This is a genomic window from Candidatus Pelagibacter sp. RS39 (assembly GCF_002101315.1).
GTDB lineage: Bacteria > Pseudomonadota > Alphaproteobacteria > Pelagibacterales > Pelagibacteraceae > Pelagibacter.
Window position 1 is genome coordinate 1047351 of record NZ_CP020777.1, and the last position, 18349, is coordinate 1065699.

The 18349-nt window shown below is 27.9% G+C and carries 22 protein-coding genes and 1 tRNA gene; 15 read left to right on the forward strand and 8 right to left on the reverse strand.

The features are described 5' to 3' along the window. Window positions 1-31 precede the first annotated feature (31 nt). From B5L73_RS05595 to B5L73_RS05605, 3 genes are read left to right on the forward strand one after another with little or no spacing between them, the layout of a single operon-like run. A complete protein-coding gene (locus tag B5L73_RS05595) occupies window positions 32-469 on the forward strand; it encodes a MarR family winged helix-turn-helix transcriptional regulator (RefSeq protein ID WP_085149058.1) in 438 nt (145 codons plus the stop codon). Next, the gene (locus tag B5L73_RS05600) at window positions 462-1139 is read left to right on the forward strand and encodes a response regulator transcription factor (RefSeq protein WP_085149061.1); all 678 of its coding nucleotides are present in this window, start codon (window positions 462-464) and stop codon (window positions 1137-1139) included. The genes B5L73_RS05595 and B5L73_RS05600 overlap by 8 nt, the downstream gene beginning before the upstream one ends. Further along, entirely contained in the window at window positions 1120-2439 is a 1320-nt protein-coding gene (locus tag B5L73_RS05605) for an ATP-binding protein (RefSeq protein ID WP_085149064.1), read from the forward strand. Before B5L73_RS05600 ends, B5L73_RS05605 begins: the two co-directional genes overlap by 20 nt. Here the strand turns inward: B5L73_RS05605 and B5L73_RS05610 are convergent. Then, the gene (locus tag B5L73_RS05610; protein WP_085149066.1) at window positions 2417-2665 is read right to left on the reverse strand and encodes a hypothetical protein; all 249 of its coding nucleotides are present in this window, start codon (window positions 2663-2665) and stop codon (window positions 2417-2419) included. The genes B5L73_RS05605 and B5L73_RS05610 overlap by 23 nt on opposite strands. 50 nt (window positions 2666-2715) lie before the next feature. On the opposite strand from B5L73_RS05610, the gene lgt reads away from it, so the two are divergent. From lgt to ychF, 7 genes are read left to right on the forward strand one after another with little or no spacing between them, the layout of a single operon-like run. Continuing rightward, window positions 2716-3492, forward strand: coding sequence for a prolipoprotein diacylglyceryl transferase (lgt, locus tag B5L73_RS05615; RefSeq protein ID WP_085149069.1), 777 nt, complete (start codon window positions 2716-2718; stop codon window positions 3490-3492). Further along, a complete protein-coding gene (locus B5L73_RS05620; protein ID WP_085149072.1) occupies window positions 3476-4525 on the forward strand; it encodes an SAM-dependent methyltransferase in 1050 nt (349 codons plus the stop codon). Before lgt ends, B5L73_RS05620 begins: the two co-directional genes overlap by 17 nt. After that, entirely contained in the window at window positions 4522-5280 is a 759-nt protein-coding gene (gene pgeF / locus B5L73_RS05625; protein WP_085149075.1) for a peptidoglycan editing factor PgeF, read from the forward strand. Before B5L73_RS05620 ends, pgeF begins: the two co-directional genes overlap by 4 nt. 9 nt (window positions 5281-5289) lie before the next feature. After that, window positions 5290-6222, forward strand: a complete 933-nt coding sequence (locus B5L73_RS05630; protein ID WP_085149080.1) for a ribose-phosphate pyrophosphokinase — start codon at window positions 5290-5292, stop codon at window positions 6220-6222. A gap of 43 nt (window positions 6223-6265) precedes the next feature. After that, complete coding sequence (locus B5L73_RS05635) at window positions 6266-7003, forward strand: 50S ribosomal protein L25/general stress protein Ctc (RefSeq protein ID WP_085149083.1); 738 nt, start codon at window positions 6266-6268, stop codon at window positions 7001-7003. A gap of 30 nt (window positions 7004-7033) precedes the next feature. Further along, entirely contained in the window at window positions 7034-7594 is a 561-nt protein-coding gene (gene pth / locus B5L73_RS05640; protein ID WP_085149086.1) for an aminoacyl-tRNA hydrolase, read from the forward strand. Then, a complete protein-coding gene (gene ychF / locus B5L73_RS05645; protein WP_085149089.1) occupies window positions 7594-8667 on the forward strand; it encodes a redox-regulated ATPase YchF in 1074 nt (357 codons plus the stop codon). Before pth ends, ychF begins: the two co-directional genes overlap by 1 nt. On the opposite strand, the gene B5L73_RS05650 is transcribed toward ychF, so the two are convergent. From B5L73_RS05650 to petA, 3 genes are read right to left on the reverse strand one after another with little or no spacing between them, the layout of a single operon-like run. Further along, window positions 8644-9423, reverse strand: coding sequence for a cytochrome c1 (locus B5L73_RS05650; RefSeq protein ID WP_085149093.1), 780 nt, complete (start codon window positions 9421-9423; stop codon window positions 8644-8646). The two genes, ychF and B5L73_RS05650, sit on opposite strands and share 24 nt — an antisense overlap. Next, window positions 9420-10685, reverse strand: coding sequence for a cytochrome b (locus B5L73_RS05655; RefSeq protein WP_085149096.1), 1266 nt, complete (start codon window positions 10683-10685; stop codon window positions 9420-9422). Before B5L73_RS05655 ends, B5L73_RS05650 begins: the two co-directional genes overlap by 4 nt. A gap of 6 nt (window positions 10686-10691) precedes the next feature. Beyond that, a complete protein-coding gene (gene petA, locus B5L73_RS05660; protein ID WP_085149101.1) occupies window positions 10692-11201 on the reverse strand; it encodes a ubiquinol-cytochrome c reductase iron-sulfur subunit in 510 nt (169 codons plus the stop codon). 88 nt (window positions 11202-11289) lie between these two features. Here petA and B5L73_RS05665 point away from each other — a divergent pair, with 88 nt between their 5' ends. The 3 genes from B5L73_RS05665 to greA are packed head-to-tail and all read left to right on the forward strand — an operon-like array spanning window position 11290 to window position 13069. Then, window positions 11290-11763, forward strand: a complete 474-nt coding sequence (locus B5L73_RS05665) for a tRNA (cytidine(34)-2'-O)-methyltransferase (RefSeq protein ID WP_232309652.1) — start codon at window positions 11290-11292, stop codon at window positions 11761-11763. After that, on the forward strand, window positions 11764-12591 hold the full coding sequence (gene hemF, locus B5L73_RS05670; RefSeq protein WP_085149104.1) for an oxygen-dependent coproporphyrinogen oxidase: 828 nt from the start codon (window positions 11764-11766) through the stop codon (window positions 12589-12591). 1 nt (window position 12592) lies between these two features. Beyond that, complete coding sequence (greA, locus tag B5L73_RS05675) at window positions 12593-13069, forward strand: transcription elongation factor GreA (RefSeq protein WP_085149665.1); 477 nt, start codon at window positions 12593-12595, stop codon at window positions 13067-13069. On the opposite strand, the gene B5L73_RS05680 is transcribed toward greA, so the two are convergent. From B5L73_RS05680 to B5L73_RS05695, 4 genes are all read right to left on the reverse strand, one after another. Continuing rightward, window positions 13066-14340, reverse strand: a complete 1275-nt coding sequence (locus B5L73_RS05680) for a CCA tRNA nucleotidyltransferase (protein ID WP_085149106.1) — start codon at window positions 14338-14340, stop codon at window positions 13066-13068. The two genes, greA and B5L73_RS05680, sit on opposite strands and share 4 nt — an antisense overlap. Before the next feature lie 3 nt (window positions 14341-14343). Beyond that, window positions 14344-14417 (reverse strand) — tRNA-Gln (locus B5L73_RS05685). Window positions 14418-14448: 31 nt separating this feature from the next. Next, the gene (locus tag B5L73_RS05690) at window positions 14449-15294 is read right to left on the reverse strand and encodes a 4-(cytidine 5'-diphospho)-2-C-methyl-D-erythritol kinase (RefSeq protein ID WP_085149111.1); all 846 of its coding nucleotides are present in this window, start codon (window positions 15292-15294) and stop codon (window positions 14449-14451) included. Between the two features lies 1 nt (window position 15295). Then, window positions 15296-16966 carry a tetratricopeptide repeat protein gene (locus tag B5L73_RS05695; protein ID WP_085149114.1) on the reverse strand — a complete coding sequence of 557 codons (1671 nt, stop codon included), beginning with the start codon at window positions 16964-16966 and terminating at the stop codon, window positions 15296-15298. Between the two features lie 11 nt (window positions 16967-16977). Between B5L73_RS05695 and B5L73_RS05700 the strand changes: the two genes are divergently transcribed. Next, a complete protein-coding gene (locus B5L73_RS05700) occupies window positions 16978-17697 on the forward strand; it encodes a uracil-DNA glycosylase (protein WP_085149117.1) in 720 nt (239 codons plus the stop codon). Then, on the forward strand, window positions 17697-18257 hold the full coding sequence (locus B5L73_RS05705; protein WP_085149669.1) for a ribonuclease HII: 561 nt from the start codon (window positions 17697-17699) through the stop codon (window positions 18255-18257). Before B5L73_RS05700 ends, B5L73_RS05705 begins: the two co-directional genes overlap by 1 nt. Window positions 18258-18349: the final 92 nt, after the last annotated feature.

An 18349-nucleotide genomic window follows, 5' to 3' on the forward strand; every position in this document is an offset into this window, starting at 1 on the left:
ATATATAATATGTCAATATAACTTACCTGTGATGAAAGAGCTTTTATATTTAAAAGATGAACAATTAAAACATTTAATTGAAAAATTATTTATCAGTTATAGAGAAACTTTTTCAGACTCAAAAAAAATTCTCAATAAATATCATATTGGTTTAGCCCATCAAAAAACTATTCATTTAATATCTATGTATGAGGGAATATCGATTTCAGAACTTATGAGAAAACTTAAAGTATCAAAGCAAAGTTTAAATAGAGTTTTAAAAGACTTAATTAAACTTGAGATAATTTTTTTTAATAAAGATGATAATGATACAAGAATTAAGCATATTTTTCTAAATGAAAAAGGAAAAAAAATTTTTAAAGAGATTTTTGAAATACAAAAAAAAAGAATTTATAACGCATTACTAAATTCAAGCTCTCAGGAAGTTCTTAATTTTGATGAAGTTTTAAATAGAATAATAAATGGATAATTTTCAAGCTCATATTTTAGTAGTCGATGATGATGAAGGTATAAGATCATTAGTTAAAAAATATTTAAATGAGAAAAAATATTTAATTACCACAGCTGATAGTGCAGAAAATGCATCAGAAAAAATAAGCATCATTAAATTTGATTTAATAATCTTAGACATAATGATGCCTGGAAAAAGTGGATTAGATTTTTTAAAAGAGCATAAAGAAAATGTAAATACTCCAGTAATATTATTGACTGCAAAAGGTGAGCCAAATGAAAGAATAGAGGGGCTTGAGATGGGAGCAGATGATTATTTGTCGAAACCATTCGAACCTAAAGAACTGGACCTAAGAATTAAAAATATAATTAATAAAACAAAAAAAAATAATTTTAAAAAAATTATAAAATTTGAAAACGTTCAAATTGATTTGAATAAACAAATAATATTTCATGGTAATTCAGAATTCAAAATAAATAATACTGAAAAAAAAATATTAGAAAAAATGATTAACAATCCAGGAAAAGTATTTGAGAGAGAAGAAATTGGAAAATTAATTGACCTAGACAAAGAAAGATCAATTGATGTTATTATAACAAGATTGAGAAAAAAAATTGAAATAGATCCAAAAAATCCTAAATTTCTTCAAACTATAAGGGGAGCTGGCTATGTTTTATGGATTGAATAAATTGGTAAAAAATTTATTGCCAAAAAGATTATTCTACAGAGCTTTATTGATAGTTGCTATTCCAGTGATTTTAATTCAATTAATAATTACAATAGTTTTTTTTGATAGTCTTTGGATAAAAACCAATAAAGGAATGACACGAGCATTAGTTAGTGAAATTCAAACTTTTATTGAAGTTTATAGTAATGACAATTACGAAAAAGACGACATTAAAAATATTTTTTCATTATATCAAGATTTGAATATTGAATTTATTGAAGATGATAATTTTAATTTTTCTTACAATGAAAGATGGTTTAGTCCAATAGATAGAACACTGAGGAGAGAATTAAAATCTAGGTTTGCATTAGAAATATTTTGGTTTGATACAACAAGCTATAAAGAGCTAGTTGATCTAAGAATAAAATATCAAAATGGTTATTTCAAATTTATTGTTCCTAAAGATAGACTAACAAGTACATCTGCAAGATTGTTTGGATTGTGGATAACAGTTCCAGCATTTATTGTTGTCATTATTTCACTAATATTTTTAAAAAATCAAACAAGACCAATTACAGCTTTAGCCAAAGCTGCTGAAAAATTTGGGAGAGGCGAAAATGTTGACGAATTTAAGCCTTCAGGCGCAGCTGAGATACGTCAGGCAGGTTATGAATTTGATAGAATGAGAAAAAGAATAATGAGACATTTAAATCAAAGATCTGAGATGCTATCTGGGATTAGTCATGATTTAAGAACACCTTTAACGAGAATGAAATTACAAACTGAGTTTATAAAAGATAAATCCTTAGCTGGTAAGTTAGCTGAGGATATAAATGAAATGGAAAAAATGCTTAATGAGTATTTGCAATTTACAAGCTCCTCTTTTGTTGAAAAAGATGAACTTTTTAATCTTAGTGATTTAATGGATGAAATTATAATCAAATATAATAACGAAAATATTACGAAAGAAATACCACCAAGAGTTTATTTAAATGGGCGAAAAAATTTAATTAAAAGATGTCTGAATAATCTTATAGAAAATTCTATTAAATACGGAAACAAAATAAATGTTGAACTTACAAAAAATAAAACAAACTTAGTAATAAAAGTTGAAGATGACGGTCCAGGAATACCAAATAGTGAATATGACAATGTGTTTAAACCTTTCTATAAAATAGATAAAGGAAGGGCAGATTCAAAATCTAGTGTGGGTCTTGGTCTATCAATAGCATCTGATATCGTCCGTTCTCACGGGGGTAATATAAAATTAAATAAATCTAATTTGAATGGACTTGAGGTTAAGATTTTTTTGCCCGTTTAATCTTTTTTTTCAAAGCCTCTTTTTTTTCAAGTTTTTTCTCCAAATTTTCGACTCTTTTAGAAAGAATATCAAACTCATCCTTACTCGTTAATTTCATTTTAAATACAATTTCATCTCTTTTTGATTTTAAAATGTTTACTATCTCATTTTTTAAGTCTCTAGATGAGACTAATCCTTGTTCTAAAAGTTTAGTAAATTTATCAAATACGAATTTTGAATTTTTCATATATTTATTAAATAAGTTAATATATCTTTACTCTATTATTATAATTAAAAATGTTCATTAATAATTTTGACCCAGTTGCATTTAGTTTGTTTTCTTTAGAGTTTAGGTGGTATTCTTTATCGTATATATTTGGAATCCTTGCTGGATGGGTTTTAGCAAAAAGAATTTTTATAAAAGACGATAGCTTAAAAGAAAAATTCGACGATTACATTACTTTTGTAATCTTGGGTATTATAATTGGTGGCAGATTAGGTTACATAATTTTTTATAATTTTGATTACTATTTAGTAAACCCTGTTGAAATTTTTAAAATTTGGAATGGGGGAATGTCATTCCATGGTGGACTATTAGGTGTAATTGTGATGAGCATATGGTTTGCAAGAAAGCATAGTCATAATTCATATATTTATCTTGATGTTGTCTCTTTAGTTGCTCCTGTAGGAATCTTTTTTGGGCGTATTGCAAATTTTATTAATTCGGAGCTTTATGGGAAAGAAACTGGCTTACCATGGGGAGTTAAATTTGAAAAAATTGATGAAATATATCGTCATCCATCTCAACTTTATGAAGCTTTTTTTGAGGGTCTGTTATTGTTTTTTATATTGATATATTTTCATAAAAGATCATCAGCTAAAAATCCTGGTTTCATATCTGGAATATTTTTAATATTTTACTCTACATTCAGATTTCTAATAGAATTTTTAAGAATTCCAGATGAACAATTAGGTTATGTCTTGTTTAGCTTGAGTATGGGACAAATTTTATGTTTAGTATTTTTTATATTTGGTTCTTATTTGACTTTAAAAAAATATGATCATCAAAAATAATTTTGAAATCTCTTTAGATAAATTTATCAATTTTGCTCTGTATGATAAAAAAAAAGGATACTATATGCAAAAAAGTCCTTTCGGACGAAAAGGTGATTTTATAACTGCACCAAATATTTCCAGAATGTTTTCTGAGATGATAGCTATTTGGATTTTAGGATTTTGGGAAAATTTAGGAAATCCAAAAAAAATTAATTTGGTAGAACTTGGTGCAGGAAATGGTGAAATGATGAAAATTTTACTTGAAACTTTTAAAAAGTTTCCAATGTTTTTTGACTCATGCAATTTTTTAATTCATGAAAAGAGTCTAAAATTAAAAAAAATTCAAAAAGATAAATTAGACAAAGATAAAATAATTTGGATTACCGATCTGAAAGAAATAAAAAAATTTCCAACAATTTTTATTGCTAATGAATTTTTTGACGCAATGGCAATAAAACAATTTATAAAAAAAAGAGATATATGGTTCGAAAGATATGTAATTTTTAAAAATAAAAAAAAAGCCTTTTTTAATGAAAAAAGTTTTAATATGAGTAAATTTGAGAAAGAAATTGGTTACAATATTTCAAAAAATCAAAAATTTATTGAATACTCATTAGTTGGAGTAAGTTATTTAAAAAAAATCACTGATATGATTAAAAAAAATAACGGTGGTCTTCTAATAATAGATTACGGGTATATGGAAAAAAAGATGAAAAATACTCTTAAATCAATTTCAAATCATAAACACAGCAATGTTTTAGAAAATATTGGGAAATCAGATATTACCCATAATATAAATTTTTACCTTTTTAAAAAAATAATTGATCAATTGGGTGGCTTAAAAGATTTAATAACAACTCAAGGGAGCTTTTTAGTAAAATTAGGAATAAAAAATAGAGCTGAAATAATTTCGCAAAATCAAAACTTTTCAAAAAAAGCAGATATTTATTATAGATTAAAAAGACTAATAGATGATAAAGAAATGGGAAATTTATTTAAGGTAATGTTTATTAAAAAGAAAAATAATAAATATAAATTGGGGTTTAATTGATAGTTTCAAAAAAATTATCTAAATTAAAAGAAATCAAACATGGTTTTTTCAATAATAAAGGTGGGTGCTCGACAGGTATTTATAAAAGTTTAAATTGTGGACCAGGTTCTAATGACTACAAAACAAAAGTTTTTAAAAATTTGAGAATTGTTAAAAAAAAAATTAGTAAAAATTCAAAAAATATTTTTTTACTGCATCAAATACATAGTAATAAATTTATTTTCATCAATAAATATTCTAAGTACCTAAAAAAAAAGAGAGCAGATGCAGTAATTACTGACATTCCAAGATTGCCAATTGGAATTCTTACAGCTGATTGTGTACCAATATTAATTTATGATAAAAAAAAAAAGATGGTAGCTGCTATTCATGCTGGATGGAAAGGTGCATATAAAGGAATTATTTCAAAAGTAATAAATTTCATGATTAAAAAGGGCTGTGAAAATAAGAATATAATTGCTGTTATAGGTCCTTGTATTGCCCAAAAAAGCTATAACGTAAAAGAAGATTTTAAAAAAAAATTCCTAAAAAAAGACAAAAGAAATAAAGTTTTTTTTAAAAAAAGAAAAAACTTAATTTATTTTGATTTATCAAAATATGTTAAATTACAACTCAAATTAATGAAAATTACAAATTTAGATACGATAAATATTGATACTTTTCCCAAAAAAAATAATTTTTTTAGTGCAAGAAGGTCTTTGCGTTTAAATCATGATGATTATGGTAGAAATATTTCATTAATTATGATTAATTAGAGTTTTTCAATGAAATTATTAACTGGAAACAGCAATAAAGTTTTAAGTAAAAACATTGCTAAATACTTAAAAACAAAACTTGTAAATTCAAGTATTAGAAAATTTGCTGATGGCGAAATTTATATTGAAATAAATGAAAATATAAGAGGAAACAGTATTTTTATTGTTCAATCTATCTCTTCTCCAGCAAACGATAATTTAATGGAATTATTGTTATGCATTGATGCTCTAAAAAGGTCCTCAGCAAAAAATATAACGGCAGTAATACCTTATTTTGGATATGCAAGACAAGATAGAAAAGTTGTTCCAAGAACTTCGATATCTGCAAAGCTTGTCTCAAATCTAATTACTAAAGCTGGTGCTGATAGAGTGGTAACTGTAGATTTGCATGCAGGTCAAATTCAAGGTTTCTTTGATATTCCTGTTGATAACTTATTTTCTACTCCAATATTTGCAAGACACGCTAGAAAGAAAATTAAAAGTAAAAAAATTATTTGTGTTGCACCTGATGTGGGAGGAACTGAAAGAGCTAGAGCACTTGGAAAACTTTTAAATGTAGGACTAGCTATTGTTGATAAAAGAAGACCTAAACCTGGACAATCACAAGTTATGAACGTCATCGGTGATGTAAAAGGTCAAACCTGTATTATAGTTGATGATATAATTGATTCAGGGGGTACAATTGTTAATGCAGCAAAAGCTTTGAAATCTCGTGGGGCAAAAGATGTGTACGTTTATATTACTCATGGAGTTTTAAGTGGAGATGCAATTAAAAAAATTAAAAACTCAGTAATTAAAAATTTAGTAATAACTGATACAATAGACAATGTTCATAAAACTAAAAATGTCAAAAATATTGAGGTTTTGCCAATATCAGGTCTAATGGGTGAAGCAATAAAGAGAATTTCAAATTCAACATCTGTATCAGATTTATTTAAATAAATTCCTTGATTATTTATAAACATGAGTTAAAAAGCTCTGTTTTATGAGTTCAATAGAAGCAAACATTAGAGACAATACTACCAAAGGACAGTTAAACGCTATTAGAAATAGTGGAAATGTTCCAGCTATTATATACGGTGGTAAAGATAAAAATCAAAAAATATCTATTTCAAAAAAATTACTTAAAACTTTGATTGAAAAAGAAAATTTCTTTTCAAGCATAATCACTCTTAATGTTGATGGAAGTAACCAAAATGTATTACCAAGAGAGATTAAATATCATATCATAACCGATGAACCAATTCACGTAGATTTTTTAAGAGTACTTCCAGGTGTAAAAATAAAGATAGAAGTACCTGTAAATTTTATTAATCACGACAAGTCGCCTGGTCTTAAAAAAGGTGGGGTTTTGAATATTGTAAGAAGAAAAGTAGAATTAAAATGTCCAAGTGAAAAAATACCTGAAAATTTAACAATAGATCTAGATGGTGTTGATATTGGAGAAAGCTTCAAAATTTCTTCAGTAAAATTAGATCCAGAAGTTGTTCCAACAATTCAAGGAAGGGATTTCGTAATAGCAACATTAGCAGCTCCAACGGTTATGAAAGAACCTGAAAAACCTGCTGAAGCAGAAGCTGGAGAGGGTGAAGAAGGAGCTGAGGGTGCAACTACTGCAGCGGCCGATGGGGATAAAGCTGCTACTGAGGGTGATAAAGGAGATAAAAAAGAGGGTGATGATAAAAAACCTGCTGACAAAAAACCTCCTGAAGAAAAAAAATAATCAACTAAATTGAAAATTAATCAATAGATCATGCTTTTATTTGTAGGATTGGGTAATCCAACACCAGACAGTGAAAATAATCGACATAATGTTGGGTTTAAAATTATAGACGCAATAAACAAAAAATTTAGTTTATCAAAACAAAAACCAAAATTTAAAGGCCTATTAACCACTGGCAATATAGGAAATGTTAAAGTTTATGCCATCAAACCTTTGACCTTTATGAATAATTCAGGAATTTGTATTAGAGAGCTTATTGAATATTTTAAAATTGATGCTCAAGATGTAATAGTTTTTCATGATGATCTAGATGTGGAATTTGGAAAAATTAAAGCTAAATTTGGAGGATCAAGCGCAGGACACAATGGAATTGCATCGATTGATAAGTTTATCGGCAAAGATTATTCTAGAGTTAGAATAGGTATAGGTAAACCCAAAGGAAACATCGAGGTTTCAGATTATGTTTTACAAAATTTTGACGAAGATGAGTCATTAGGTATTGAAAAAATATCAAACCATATAAATGACTCAATTTCTTTTCTTGTTGAAAAAAAATTAGATCTTTTTTCTAGTACAGTAAATAATAAATAATGAGTTTCAAGTGTGGGATCGTTGGTTTGCCAAATGTGGGTAAATCTACTCTCTTCAATGCATTAACTAATTCCAATAAAGCTCAAGCAGCTAACTTTCCATTTTGTACAATTGATCCAAATATTGGAGTAGTTAGTGTGCCTGATTATCGATTAGAAAATTTAGCCAAAATTTCTAAATCAAAAAAAATTATACCTACTACTATTTCTTTTGTTGACATAGCTGGTCTTGTAAAGGGTGCATCTAAAGGTGAAGGTTTGGGAAATAAATTTTTATCTCATATCAGAGAAGTAGACGCTGTAATACATATGATTAGATGTTTTGACTCTAGTGATATTCAAAATGTAAATCCTACAGTTGACCCTGTTAGAGATCTTGAAATAATTGAGACAGAAATGAAACTTGCAGATTTAGAGTCCATTCAAAAAAGACTTGAAAAAAATAACAAAAAAAATATTGATGAGGATCAAATTAAAATTCTTCAAAGTTGTTTAGATTTAATTAATAATGATCAAGATTTAACAAGTTTAAAATCAGAATTTAGCAAAAAACAACTAAATTTAAGTGGTTTATTGTCTTTGAAGCCTAAAATATTTGTTTGTAATGTTGATGAGAAAAGTGTCCAAAATGGAAACGGTTACACTAAATCATTCTTAGAAAAATTTGGTTTAGAAAACACTTTGATTGTATCAGCTGATATTGAAAATCAAATCAATGAATTAGATAGTGAAGAAAGAAAAAACTATATGGAAATGATTGGTTTAAAGGACACTGGCTTGGATATGTTGATACAAAAAGGTTATAAGATTTTAGAATTAGACACTTTTTTTACCTCAGGCCCTGAGGAAACAAGAGCCTGGACTATTCAGAAAAATTGTTTAGCTCCAAAAGCTGCTGGTGAAATACATACTGATTTTGAAAAAGGATTTATTAGAGCTGAGACTATTTCTTATAATGATTTTGTTGAAAATGATGGATGGGTAAATTCTAAAACAAATGGAAAAATGAGATTGGAAGGTAAAGACTATATTGTTAAAGACGGTGATGTTTTAAACTTTCGTTTCAATACGTGACCAGATTCTCTTCATACTGAAATAAACTAAAACTGTTAATATAATTAAGTAAACTATTGCTTTAAAACCCATTTTATGACGTGTCTCTAAATGAGGTTCTGCAGTCCACATTAAAAAAGTTGTAACATCTTTTGCCATTTGTTCCACAGAGGCATTCGTACCATCTGAGTATTCTACCAAACCATCAGAAAGTTGATTGGACATTTTAATCTTATTTCCATACATGTATTTATTGTAATAAACACCATCATCTAAAGTCACTCCAGCTGGCGGATCCTCATATCCTTGAAGGAGTGAATAGATATAATCAACTCCACCTCCTCTAGCTTTTACTAAAACAGTCATATCAGGTGGATATGCACCACCATTTGCTGCTTGAGCGGCTTTTTCATTTTCGTAAGGCATTACAAATTTATCTGACAACCTTCCTGGTCTCATAAACATTTCACCATCCGCATTTGGTCCATCTTTTACCTCGAAAGATGCTGCAATGGCTTTTGCTTGTTCCACTGAAAACTCAGGCCCACCCTCTTCTACTAGGTTTCTATAACTCAAATATTTCATAGAATGGCATGACGAACATACTTCTTGATAAACTTGATATCCTCTTTGAAGTGAGGCTCTGTCAAATTTTCCAAAAGGACCTTTAAAACTCCAATCTGTTTTCAAATATTCAACTTTTTCAGCTGCATTAGAATTAAATTGAAATCCAAGTAATAGTGCTATTAAAAACGATAATCTAAAAAAATTTTTCACTGATCTTTAAAAGTATCCTTTTTTTTCACCGCAGCAAGATTTGGTGATCCACCTAAAATAGGTTCGGTAATACTCAAAGGAACGGGTGTGGTTCTTTCCTTAAATCCTAAAATTGGTAGCACAACTAAAAAATGAAGGAAGTAATATGCTGTAGCAACCCTTGCGATTAACAAGTAAAGCCCCTCTGCTGGCATAGCTCCAACGTATCCTAAAATTAAAACATCAGCTACTAAGATCCAATAAAACTGTTTATACAAAGGTCTAAAAACTGCAGATCTAATTTTTGATGTATCTAACCAAGGTAATGCAGCTAATATCAGAATAGCAGACAACATCGCTATAACTCCTAAAAGTTTATCTGGGACTGATCTCAAAATTGCATAAAAAGGTAAAAGATACCACTCTGGAACAATGTGAGCTGGTGTTACAAGAGGATTAGCTTCAATGTAATTGTCAGCATGACCTAAAATATTTGGTGTATAGAAAACAAAAAAAGCAAAAACAATCATAAACATCAACAACGCAAAACCATCTTTAATAACTATGTATGGATGAAATGGAACTGTGTCTTTTGATGGTTTTTTTATATCAATACCAATTGGATTATTATTTCCAGGAACGTGAAGAGCCCAAATATGTAAAACGACTAAACCTAAAATTAAAAAAGGAATTAAGTAGTGTAGAGTGAAAAATCTTGTAAGTGTTGGGTTATCTACTGAATATCCTCCCCATAACCATGTTACTATTCCCTCACCTACCAAAGGAATTGCACTAAATAAATTTGTAATAACTGTAGCTCCCCAAAAACTCATTTGTCCCCATGGCAAAACATAGCCTAAGAAAGCAGCTGCCATCATAAGAAGATAAATGATTATACCAATAATCCATATAATTTCTCTCGGTGATTTATATGAGCCGTAAAACAAAGATCTGAATATGTGAATGTATACTGCTAAGAAAAACATTGAAGCACCATTTGCATGTATATATCTTATCAACCATCCGTAGTTTACATCTCTCATTATATGTTCGACACTTTGGAACGCCATATCAGCATGTGCAATATAATGCATTGCTAAAACTAATCCGGTTACAATTTGAGTAATTAAACAAAAGGTAAGAATTCCACCAAAAGTCCACCAATAATTCAAATTTTTTGGTGTTGGGTAATCTGTTAAATGATTTGCTAAAGTTAAAAGAGGTAACCTATCGTTAAACCATTTTCCAACTTTTGATTTTGGTGTGTATTCGTGTTCACTCATAAAAAATTATCCAATCTTAATTGTGTTAGCATCAACAAATTTATATTCAGGGATTTCCATATTTGTTGGGGCTGGACCTTTTCTAATTCTTCCTGAAGTATCATAATGAGAACCATGACATGGGCAGAACCATCCATTGTAATCTCCTTTTTGATCTAAAGGCACACAACCTAAGTGCGTACATACTCCGAGCATAACAAGCCACTCTGGATCTTTTGCACGATCTTCATCTTTTTCTGGATGCTTTAAATCTTCCATCTTGACAGCTTTAGCCTCTGCTATTTCTTCTTGTGTTCTTCTTCTGATAAAAACTGGTTTTCCTCTCCACAGTACAGTAATAGTTTTTCCAGGATCAACTGCACTTACATCAACTTCAGTACTCGCTAGTGCTTTTACCGAAGCATCTGGGTTCATTTGATCTATCATAGGCCAAATCACTGCACCTGCTCCCACAGCTCCCACTGCATAAGTAGCTGTAAATAAAAAATCTCTTCTTTTAGTTTTCTTTTCCACTATCTATAGGTTTTAATAATTCTATATGTTGATTTAGGTAGTTAATATATGATTACATATAATAAAAAAGTATTATTTTTCTACTGATAGAATGACACATAATCTAATTAATGATGGGCCAAAAATTGCACTATTTGAACCTGATATTCCTCAAAATACTGCTGCCATCATAAGAACTTGTGCCTGTTTAGGGGCGAAATTAGAAATAATCGAGCCTTGTGGTTTTTTATTAAATGATAAAAGATTTAAAAGGGTTGTGATGGATTATATGGATGAAAAAGAGATTAGATATTATGAGAGCTCAGATCAATTTTTTGATGAAAAACAGAGTCAAAGAATTATACTCATGACAACAAAAGCCTCTAGCTCATATACACAATTTAAGTTTAAAAAAAATGATACAATTTTATTTGGAAGAGAAAGTGCAGGAGTGCCTGAATATGTGCATAAAATGATAAATAATAGGTTAAAAATTCCAATGAGAAATAATAAGCGTTCTCTTAATATTTCTTCTTCTGTTGCAATAGTATTGGCTGAGTGCTTAAAACAAAATGAATTAATTTAAATGGATCTAGAAATAAAACAAAAATTAACAAGTAATTGGTTTAAATCTTTGCAGGAAATGTTTTGTAAAACTATTGGTGATTTTGAAAAAAACAAGATCAGTTTCAAGTCGACTACATGGAGAAGAAATTTAAAAAAAGATGAAGGTGGTGGTGAATATAGAATTTTAAAAGATGGAAAAGTTTTTGATAAAGTGGGTGTTAATTTTTCAAAAGTTTATGGAAAATTTCCAAAAAAATTTCAACAAAATATACCAGGTGCTCAAAAAGATCCTAGGTTCTGGGCATCGGGTATATCTGTAGTAATGCATATGAAAAACCCTTTAATTCCCGCGATGCATTTTAACACTAGATATATTTGTACGACTTTTGATTGGTTCGGTGGAGGTATTGATGTTACGCCTTCAAAAAAAGATAACAAAGAAAAAGAGGTGTTTCATAAAATACTTAGGGATATGTGTAATCGACATGACAAAAATTATTATAAGAAATATAAAAAGTGGTGTGATGAATATTTTTATCTACCTCATAGAAAAGAACCTCGTGGAATAGGTGGTATTTTTTTTGATTATAAAAAAGATAATTTTGAAAAAAATTTTAAATTTGTCAGAGATGTTGGTGTTACTTTTGAGTCTATTTTTCAAAAAATTATAAGTAAAAAAATTAAAAAAAAATGGACTTCTAAAGATAAAGAAAATCAATATATTAAAAGAGGAAGATATGCAGAATTTAATTTACTGTATGACAGAGGCACAAAATTTGGATTACAAACAGGTGGTAATGTTGAGGGAATATTAATGTCATTACCTCCTCATGCAAAATGGAAATAAAATGGATAAAGAACCAATCACTCTAAATGGATTAAATAAATTGAAAGAAGAACTAATTTTTTTAAAAGAAAAAAAAAGACCTGAAATAGTTGCTGCAATTGCTGAAGCAAGATCTCACGGAGACTTAAAAGAAAATGCTGAGTATCATGCAGCAAAAGAGGAACAGTCTCACAACGAAGGCAGAATAACAGAAATAAATGATATTATAGCAAGAGCAAACGTTATTGATGTTACTAAAATTAATAATGATGGCAAAGTGATTTTTGGTGCCACTGTATTTCTAGAAAATTTAGATACTGGTGAAAAGATAGATTACAAAATAGTTGGAAGAGATGAGGCAGACTTAAAAAAAAAATTATTATATTTTCAATCACCAATAGGTAAAGGTCTTATTGGAAAAAATAAAAAAGATCTTGTGGAGATAAATACTCCCGCTGGAGTAAAAAACTTTGAAATTAAAGACGTCAAATATCTTTAACCTTTAACAATATTATCGATTTGTTTTTCAGTAATTTCAAAATTATTTCTTACCCACTCTTCCTCAATTAATTTAAGCATACTTCCCAATTGTCTTCCCTCTGGTATTTTGTATCTTGTCATTAATAAATCAGCTCCAACAGGCAAACTTGGTGTAATCTTATTTTTATAAAGTTCTAATAAACTTAACATTTTCTTATCTAATTTCTTTGATTTTATAATTTTAAAATTTAAAATATCTAACACTGCTTGTCTGCCATTATAGTATAAAACTTTATTTAAGTTGGCTTCATTTAAAGTTTTTATCCCTTCCTTTTCATTATAAAAATTATTAATAGCATAAGCTCTTTTTTGATCTTTTTTTGAAATATTATATTTGTATAAGAAATATTCTAAATTATCTGTCCCATCTATTATCATTAAAAATAAAATAAATATAAAATCCAATTCAACAAAAAATTCTTTCTTAACTTTGATTGAATTAATAACACTTTTGATATTCTTTAGCTCTGGAAAAATCAGTAATATTAATTCGATGCTGAATTTATCTTTTGATAATTTTTCTAATTGATTTGATTTTAATATTTTTTTAAGCTCATCTAATAATCTCTCTTTAGATATTATAGAAATACCACTTATATTGATTTTTATTGTTTTAATTATTTCTTGTTTGTGAGGTTGTTTTGAATAATTCAAAAAAAATCTTAAGTATCTTAATATCCTCAAATAATCTTCTTTAATTCTTTTTTCAGGATCACCAATAAAGTTAACCTGCCCCATTTCAATATCTTTTTTTCCATTATGAGGATCGAATATATTTCCATCTAAATCAGCATAAATAGAGTTAATAGTAAAATCCCTTCTCGCAGCATCTTTTTTCCAATCTTTTGAGAATTTTACCTTTGCGTGTCTACCATCTGTAAAAATATCTTCTCTTAGAGATGTTATCTCAAACTTATGATCATCTAGAATTGCTGTAATTGTTCCATGCTCAATTCCAGACTCATAAAAATTTATTTTATTTTTTTTTAAGATTTCGGAGACTTCTATCGGATTTAAATTTGTTGCTAAATCTATGTCATCAACTTTCTCATTATTAAATATTTTTCTCAAACAACCTCCAACATACCTAATCTCACTTTCAGATGAGTGAGAATTAATAACCTCAAAAATTTTTTTCACAGGCGTTGTTATTGAAAGTTTTTTGATATTATTCTTAAATGAGTAAAGGTTTTTTGAGCTCGAGAAAATTTTATTAAAAAAGTTTTTCATATTTGGCTGGGGCGCTAGGATTCGAACCTAGGATGCAGGTACCAAAAACCCGTGCCTTACCGCTTGGCTACGCCCCAATCTAATTTCGTATAACACAAAAAAAAGAGTTTATATAGTTTTTGCAACTTTACACCAGCAATTTTTATATTTTCTACTGAATTTTTTTTTTACATCATCGCATAATTTTTTAGATTTAAAATATGCGACAATTGCTGAACCTGATCCTGTCATTCTTACAAAACTCTTATTTGAAGATTTTTCAAGAAAATGTTTGATATTTTTTAATTTTGGAAACTTAGATAAAGAAATTGCCTCAAGAGAATTATTGAGTTTTTTCAAATTATCAAAGTTAAACATTTTCTTAGAAAGTTTATTAAATCTTGGTTTTGTGAATTTTTTAACACCTGAATATATCTCTTTTGTTGAACATCCAAAACTAGGTTTAACAATCAGCACATTAAATTTTTTGCAGTTTTTAAACTCTTTAATCTGATTGTTGGATTTAAGAATTGTAAAAGTAGAATTAAGACCGAGAGCTACATCTGAACCTATTGATTTACAAATTGAAATTAATTGTCTTTTATTAGGATTTATAAATTTTTTTTTAATCAAATATTTTAATATGTTTGCAGCATTCATTGATCCGCCTCCCAATCCAGATTTTGATGGAATATATTTATTAACTTTTATCTCAAACTTAGAACTTGTAAGTAACTTTTCTTTCTCTAAAAATTTAAACAATTTTGAAATTGTGTTTTTTGGGCCGATGTTTTTTGAAAATTTTCCTTTAAATGAAATTATATGTTTTTTAGATTGAATTTTTTTAATTAAAATAACATCATGTAACGTAACAAAACCAACAACACTCTCAATTTTATGTAACTTAGAAGTTTTTCCAGTGATGTTAAGAGCTAAGTTAATTTTCGCATAAGACTTTATCCTGGAATAACTCATCTCAGAGACCTTTTATAATTTTTTGATTTATTTTTTGTAATAATTCTTCATCCACATCTTCCATTTTAGATACACTTTTCCAAAAATATCTTGCTTGAATTTTTCTCCCCAACTTCCAAAGAATATCTCCATAGTGATCATTTACTATTGCATCGTCTGGCATTAACTCAACTGCTCTTTTTAAATATGTCTCTGCTTTTACATAGTCATCTGTTAAAAAATAAGCCCAACCAATTGAATCTATTATGTAAGGATCATTTTCCTTTAAAGAATATGCTTTCTCTAACATTTCCATTGCCTCTTTAATTTTATGATCTCTCTCTAACCACGAGTATGCTAAGTAATTAAGAACATAAGCATCATCAGGATCAATTTCTAAAGATAAAAGCATATCCCTATCAGCTTCTTCATAATTTCCCATTCGTTCATTACTTGCTCCTCTTCTGTAAAATAAATCTGATTTAATTTGTAAATCATCGCCAATTATTTCTAAAACTTTGGTGTAATATTTTATAGCTTGCTCATATTCTTTTGCATTCTTATAAAAATTAGCAATATCAAATAAAAATTTTTCGTTTGGTTTTTCGATTTTTTCAAAATTAGACTTAATAAATTTTAACGACTCTTTTTGATCAATTTCTTTTGAGATTATTTGAGCTTCTTTTTTTAGTCTATACCAATAATAAAAGTCATCTTCTTTTTCAAATTCTCGTAAAATCTTTTTAACACGATCAAATTCTTCATTTGAATATTGATTTTCAGCAAGCAATGATAAATTATAATAAAATTTTGGATTTAAATAATTAGACAAATATAAATAAAAGTTAGATTTTATATAATCGTCTTGAGCAGAATATAAATTAGATATTAAAAACAAAAATTCACTTATTAAATCATTATGGTTTTTGCATGAAAAAACAGTGTTTATTTTTTTTTCATTGCCATTTTCAATCCAGCTTTTCCCTTGAGATAAAAGTAACGATGTATTAATAAACTTAATACCCTCAGTTATTTTTTTGGCTTCCTCTATCTGATTATTTTCAATTAGATATGCTAAATAAAAAAAAGTGTATCTAGTTAAGTCTGCATCATCATTATTTACCAATTTAGAGAAAAAAGTTTTTGTTTTAGGGTCTCCTAAATAACACCGTTGAAAGGTTGTTGAAATAATTGATAGATTTCCATAATTTTTTAAATCATTAGGCAATCTTTTTTCATTAAATACAAAAACGTAGTCTCTCAAATTATCTAAAACTGCTAAGTTAAATCGGTTGAGCTTAATATATTTTTTGGTCTCAGATATATAATTCAATGCTTTTGAAAAATCGTCTCTTCTTAGACTGTCTATTGTTAATAATAAGTATTTTTCAAAAAATTCGGATTTATTTTTATTTTGTTTAATAACATTTATAGCTTGATTAACTTTATTTTCTAAAACTAAAGAATAAACATATCTCTTTAAATAAGGCTCATGCTTATTTAATAAAATTTTAGAAGTATTAAAAAAATTTAATGCCCTTGAATTATTTTTATTTTCAAATGCTACAATTCCTGAAAAATATTTTGATAAATTTTTGGAGTCAAAATCATCAAAACTAGTACTTTTAGAATGCAAAGGATTTTGGTAAAGTAAAAATAATATCAATAAAAATTTTATATTTTTGAAAAACATAACTGCACTTTATGACTAAAAAGATGTTAAATCAAAATGCCAAATATGATCAAAGATTTTTAGATAAAGTAGAGCCAAAATTTGAATTTAGTAATAAGCCAATAAATAGACTTAAAGTTGTTAAGGAAAATAGCATTCAAAATAAAACAGCAAAAGAAGAGAGGATTTTAAATCTAAAGAAAAAAATCAATTCAATTCAAGATTGTAATTTAAAAGATAATTCTAAAAATATAGTTATGGGAGATGGTGATATAAATAGTCCTATAATGTTAATTGGAGAAGCTCCTAATGAGAAAGAGGACTTGGAAGCTAAAACATTTTGTGGCGATGTTGGTGTACTTTTAACCAAGATGCTTTTAGCAATTAACATCAAAAAAGAGAAAGTGTACTCTACTTACTCAATAAATTTTAGACCTCCGAACGATAGAAAGCCAACTGCTCAAGAAATAAAAAGATATTCAATTTTCCTTAAAGAACATATTTCAATTATTGATCCAAAAATTTTAATATTAATGGGTACCACTGCAATGGAGGCTGTAACTGGTCTTAGCAATCAAATTACAAATGAAAGAGGAGATTGGAAAGAAATCATAATTGGAAACAAAACAATTCCAGTAATTATCACTTTCAATCCATCTTATTTAATAAGATATCCAGATAAGAAAAAATTCTCATGGGAGGACCTAAAAAAAATAAGGAAAAAAATAGAAGATTTGAATATCAAAATTTAATGAAAATAATTGCTGGGGTTGATGAAGTCGGTCGAGGAAGTTTAGTTGGACCAGTCTATGCAGCTGCAGTTATTTTAAAAAGTTCTATAAATACAAAATTACTTAAAGACTCGAAAAGCATATCAAGTGCTAAACGCAAAGTCTTATTTGAACATATCAAAAAAAATTCAATATGGGCAATTGGAAAAGCATCATTAAAAGAAATTGAAAAATTAAATATTTTAAATGCCAGTTTATTAGCAATGAAAAGAGCAATAAAAAAACTCAAGAAAAAACCATCACATGTTTTAATTGATGGAAATAAATTGCCTAATATGAAAAATTACAAACTTAAATCTATTATTAAGGGTGACCAAAAAATTCCATCTATTTCAGCGGCATCAATTATTGCAAAAGTTACACGTGATAAGATGATTTCAGATTTAGGTAAAAAGTTTAAAGGCTATAATTGGCAAAAAAATTTTGGATACGGTACTAGTCAACATTTAAAAGCTATAAAAATCTTGGGAATTACAAAGCATCACAGAAAAACTTTTTCTCCTATAAACAAATTGAAATAGTTTTCACGTAAAAACACCATATGTAGTTGTCGCCATACAAAGTCATACAAAACTAATCTAAATAATTCAATCCTAGGTTGACCCAGGAATCT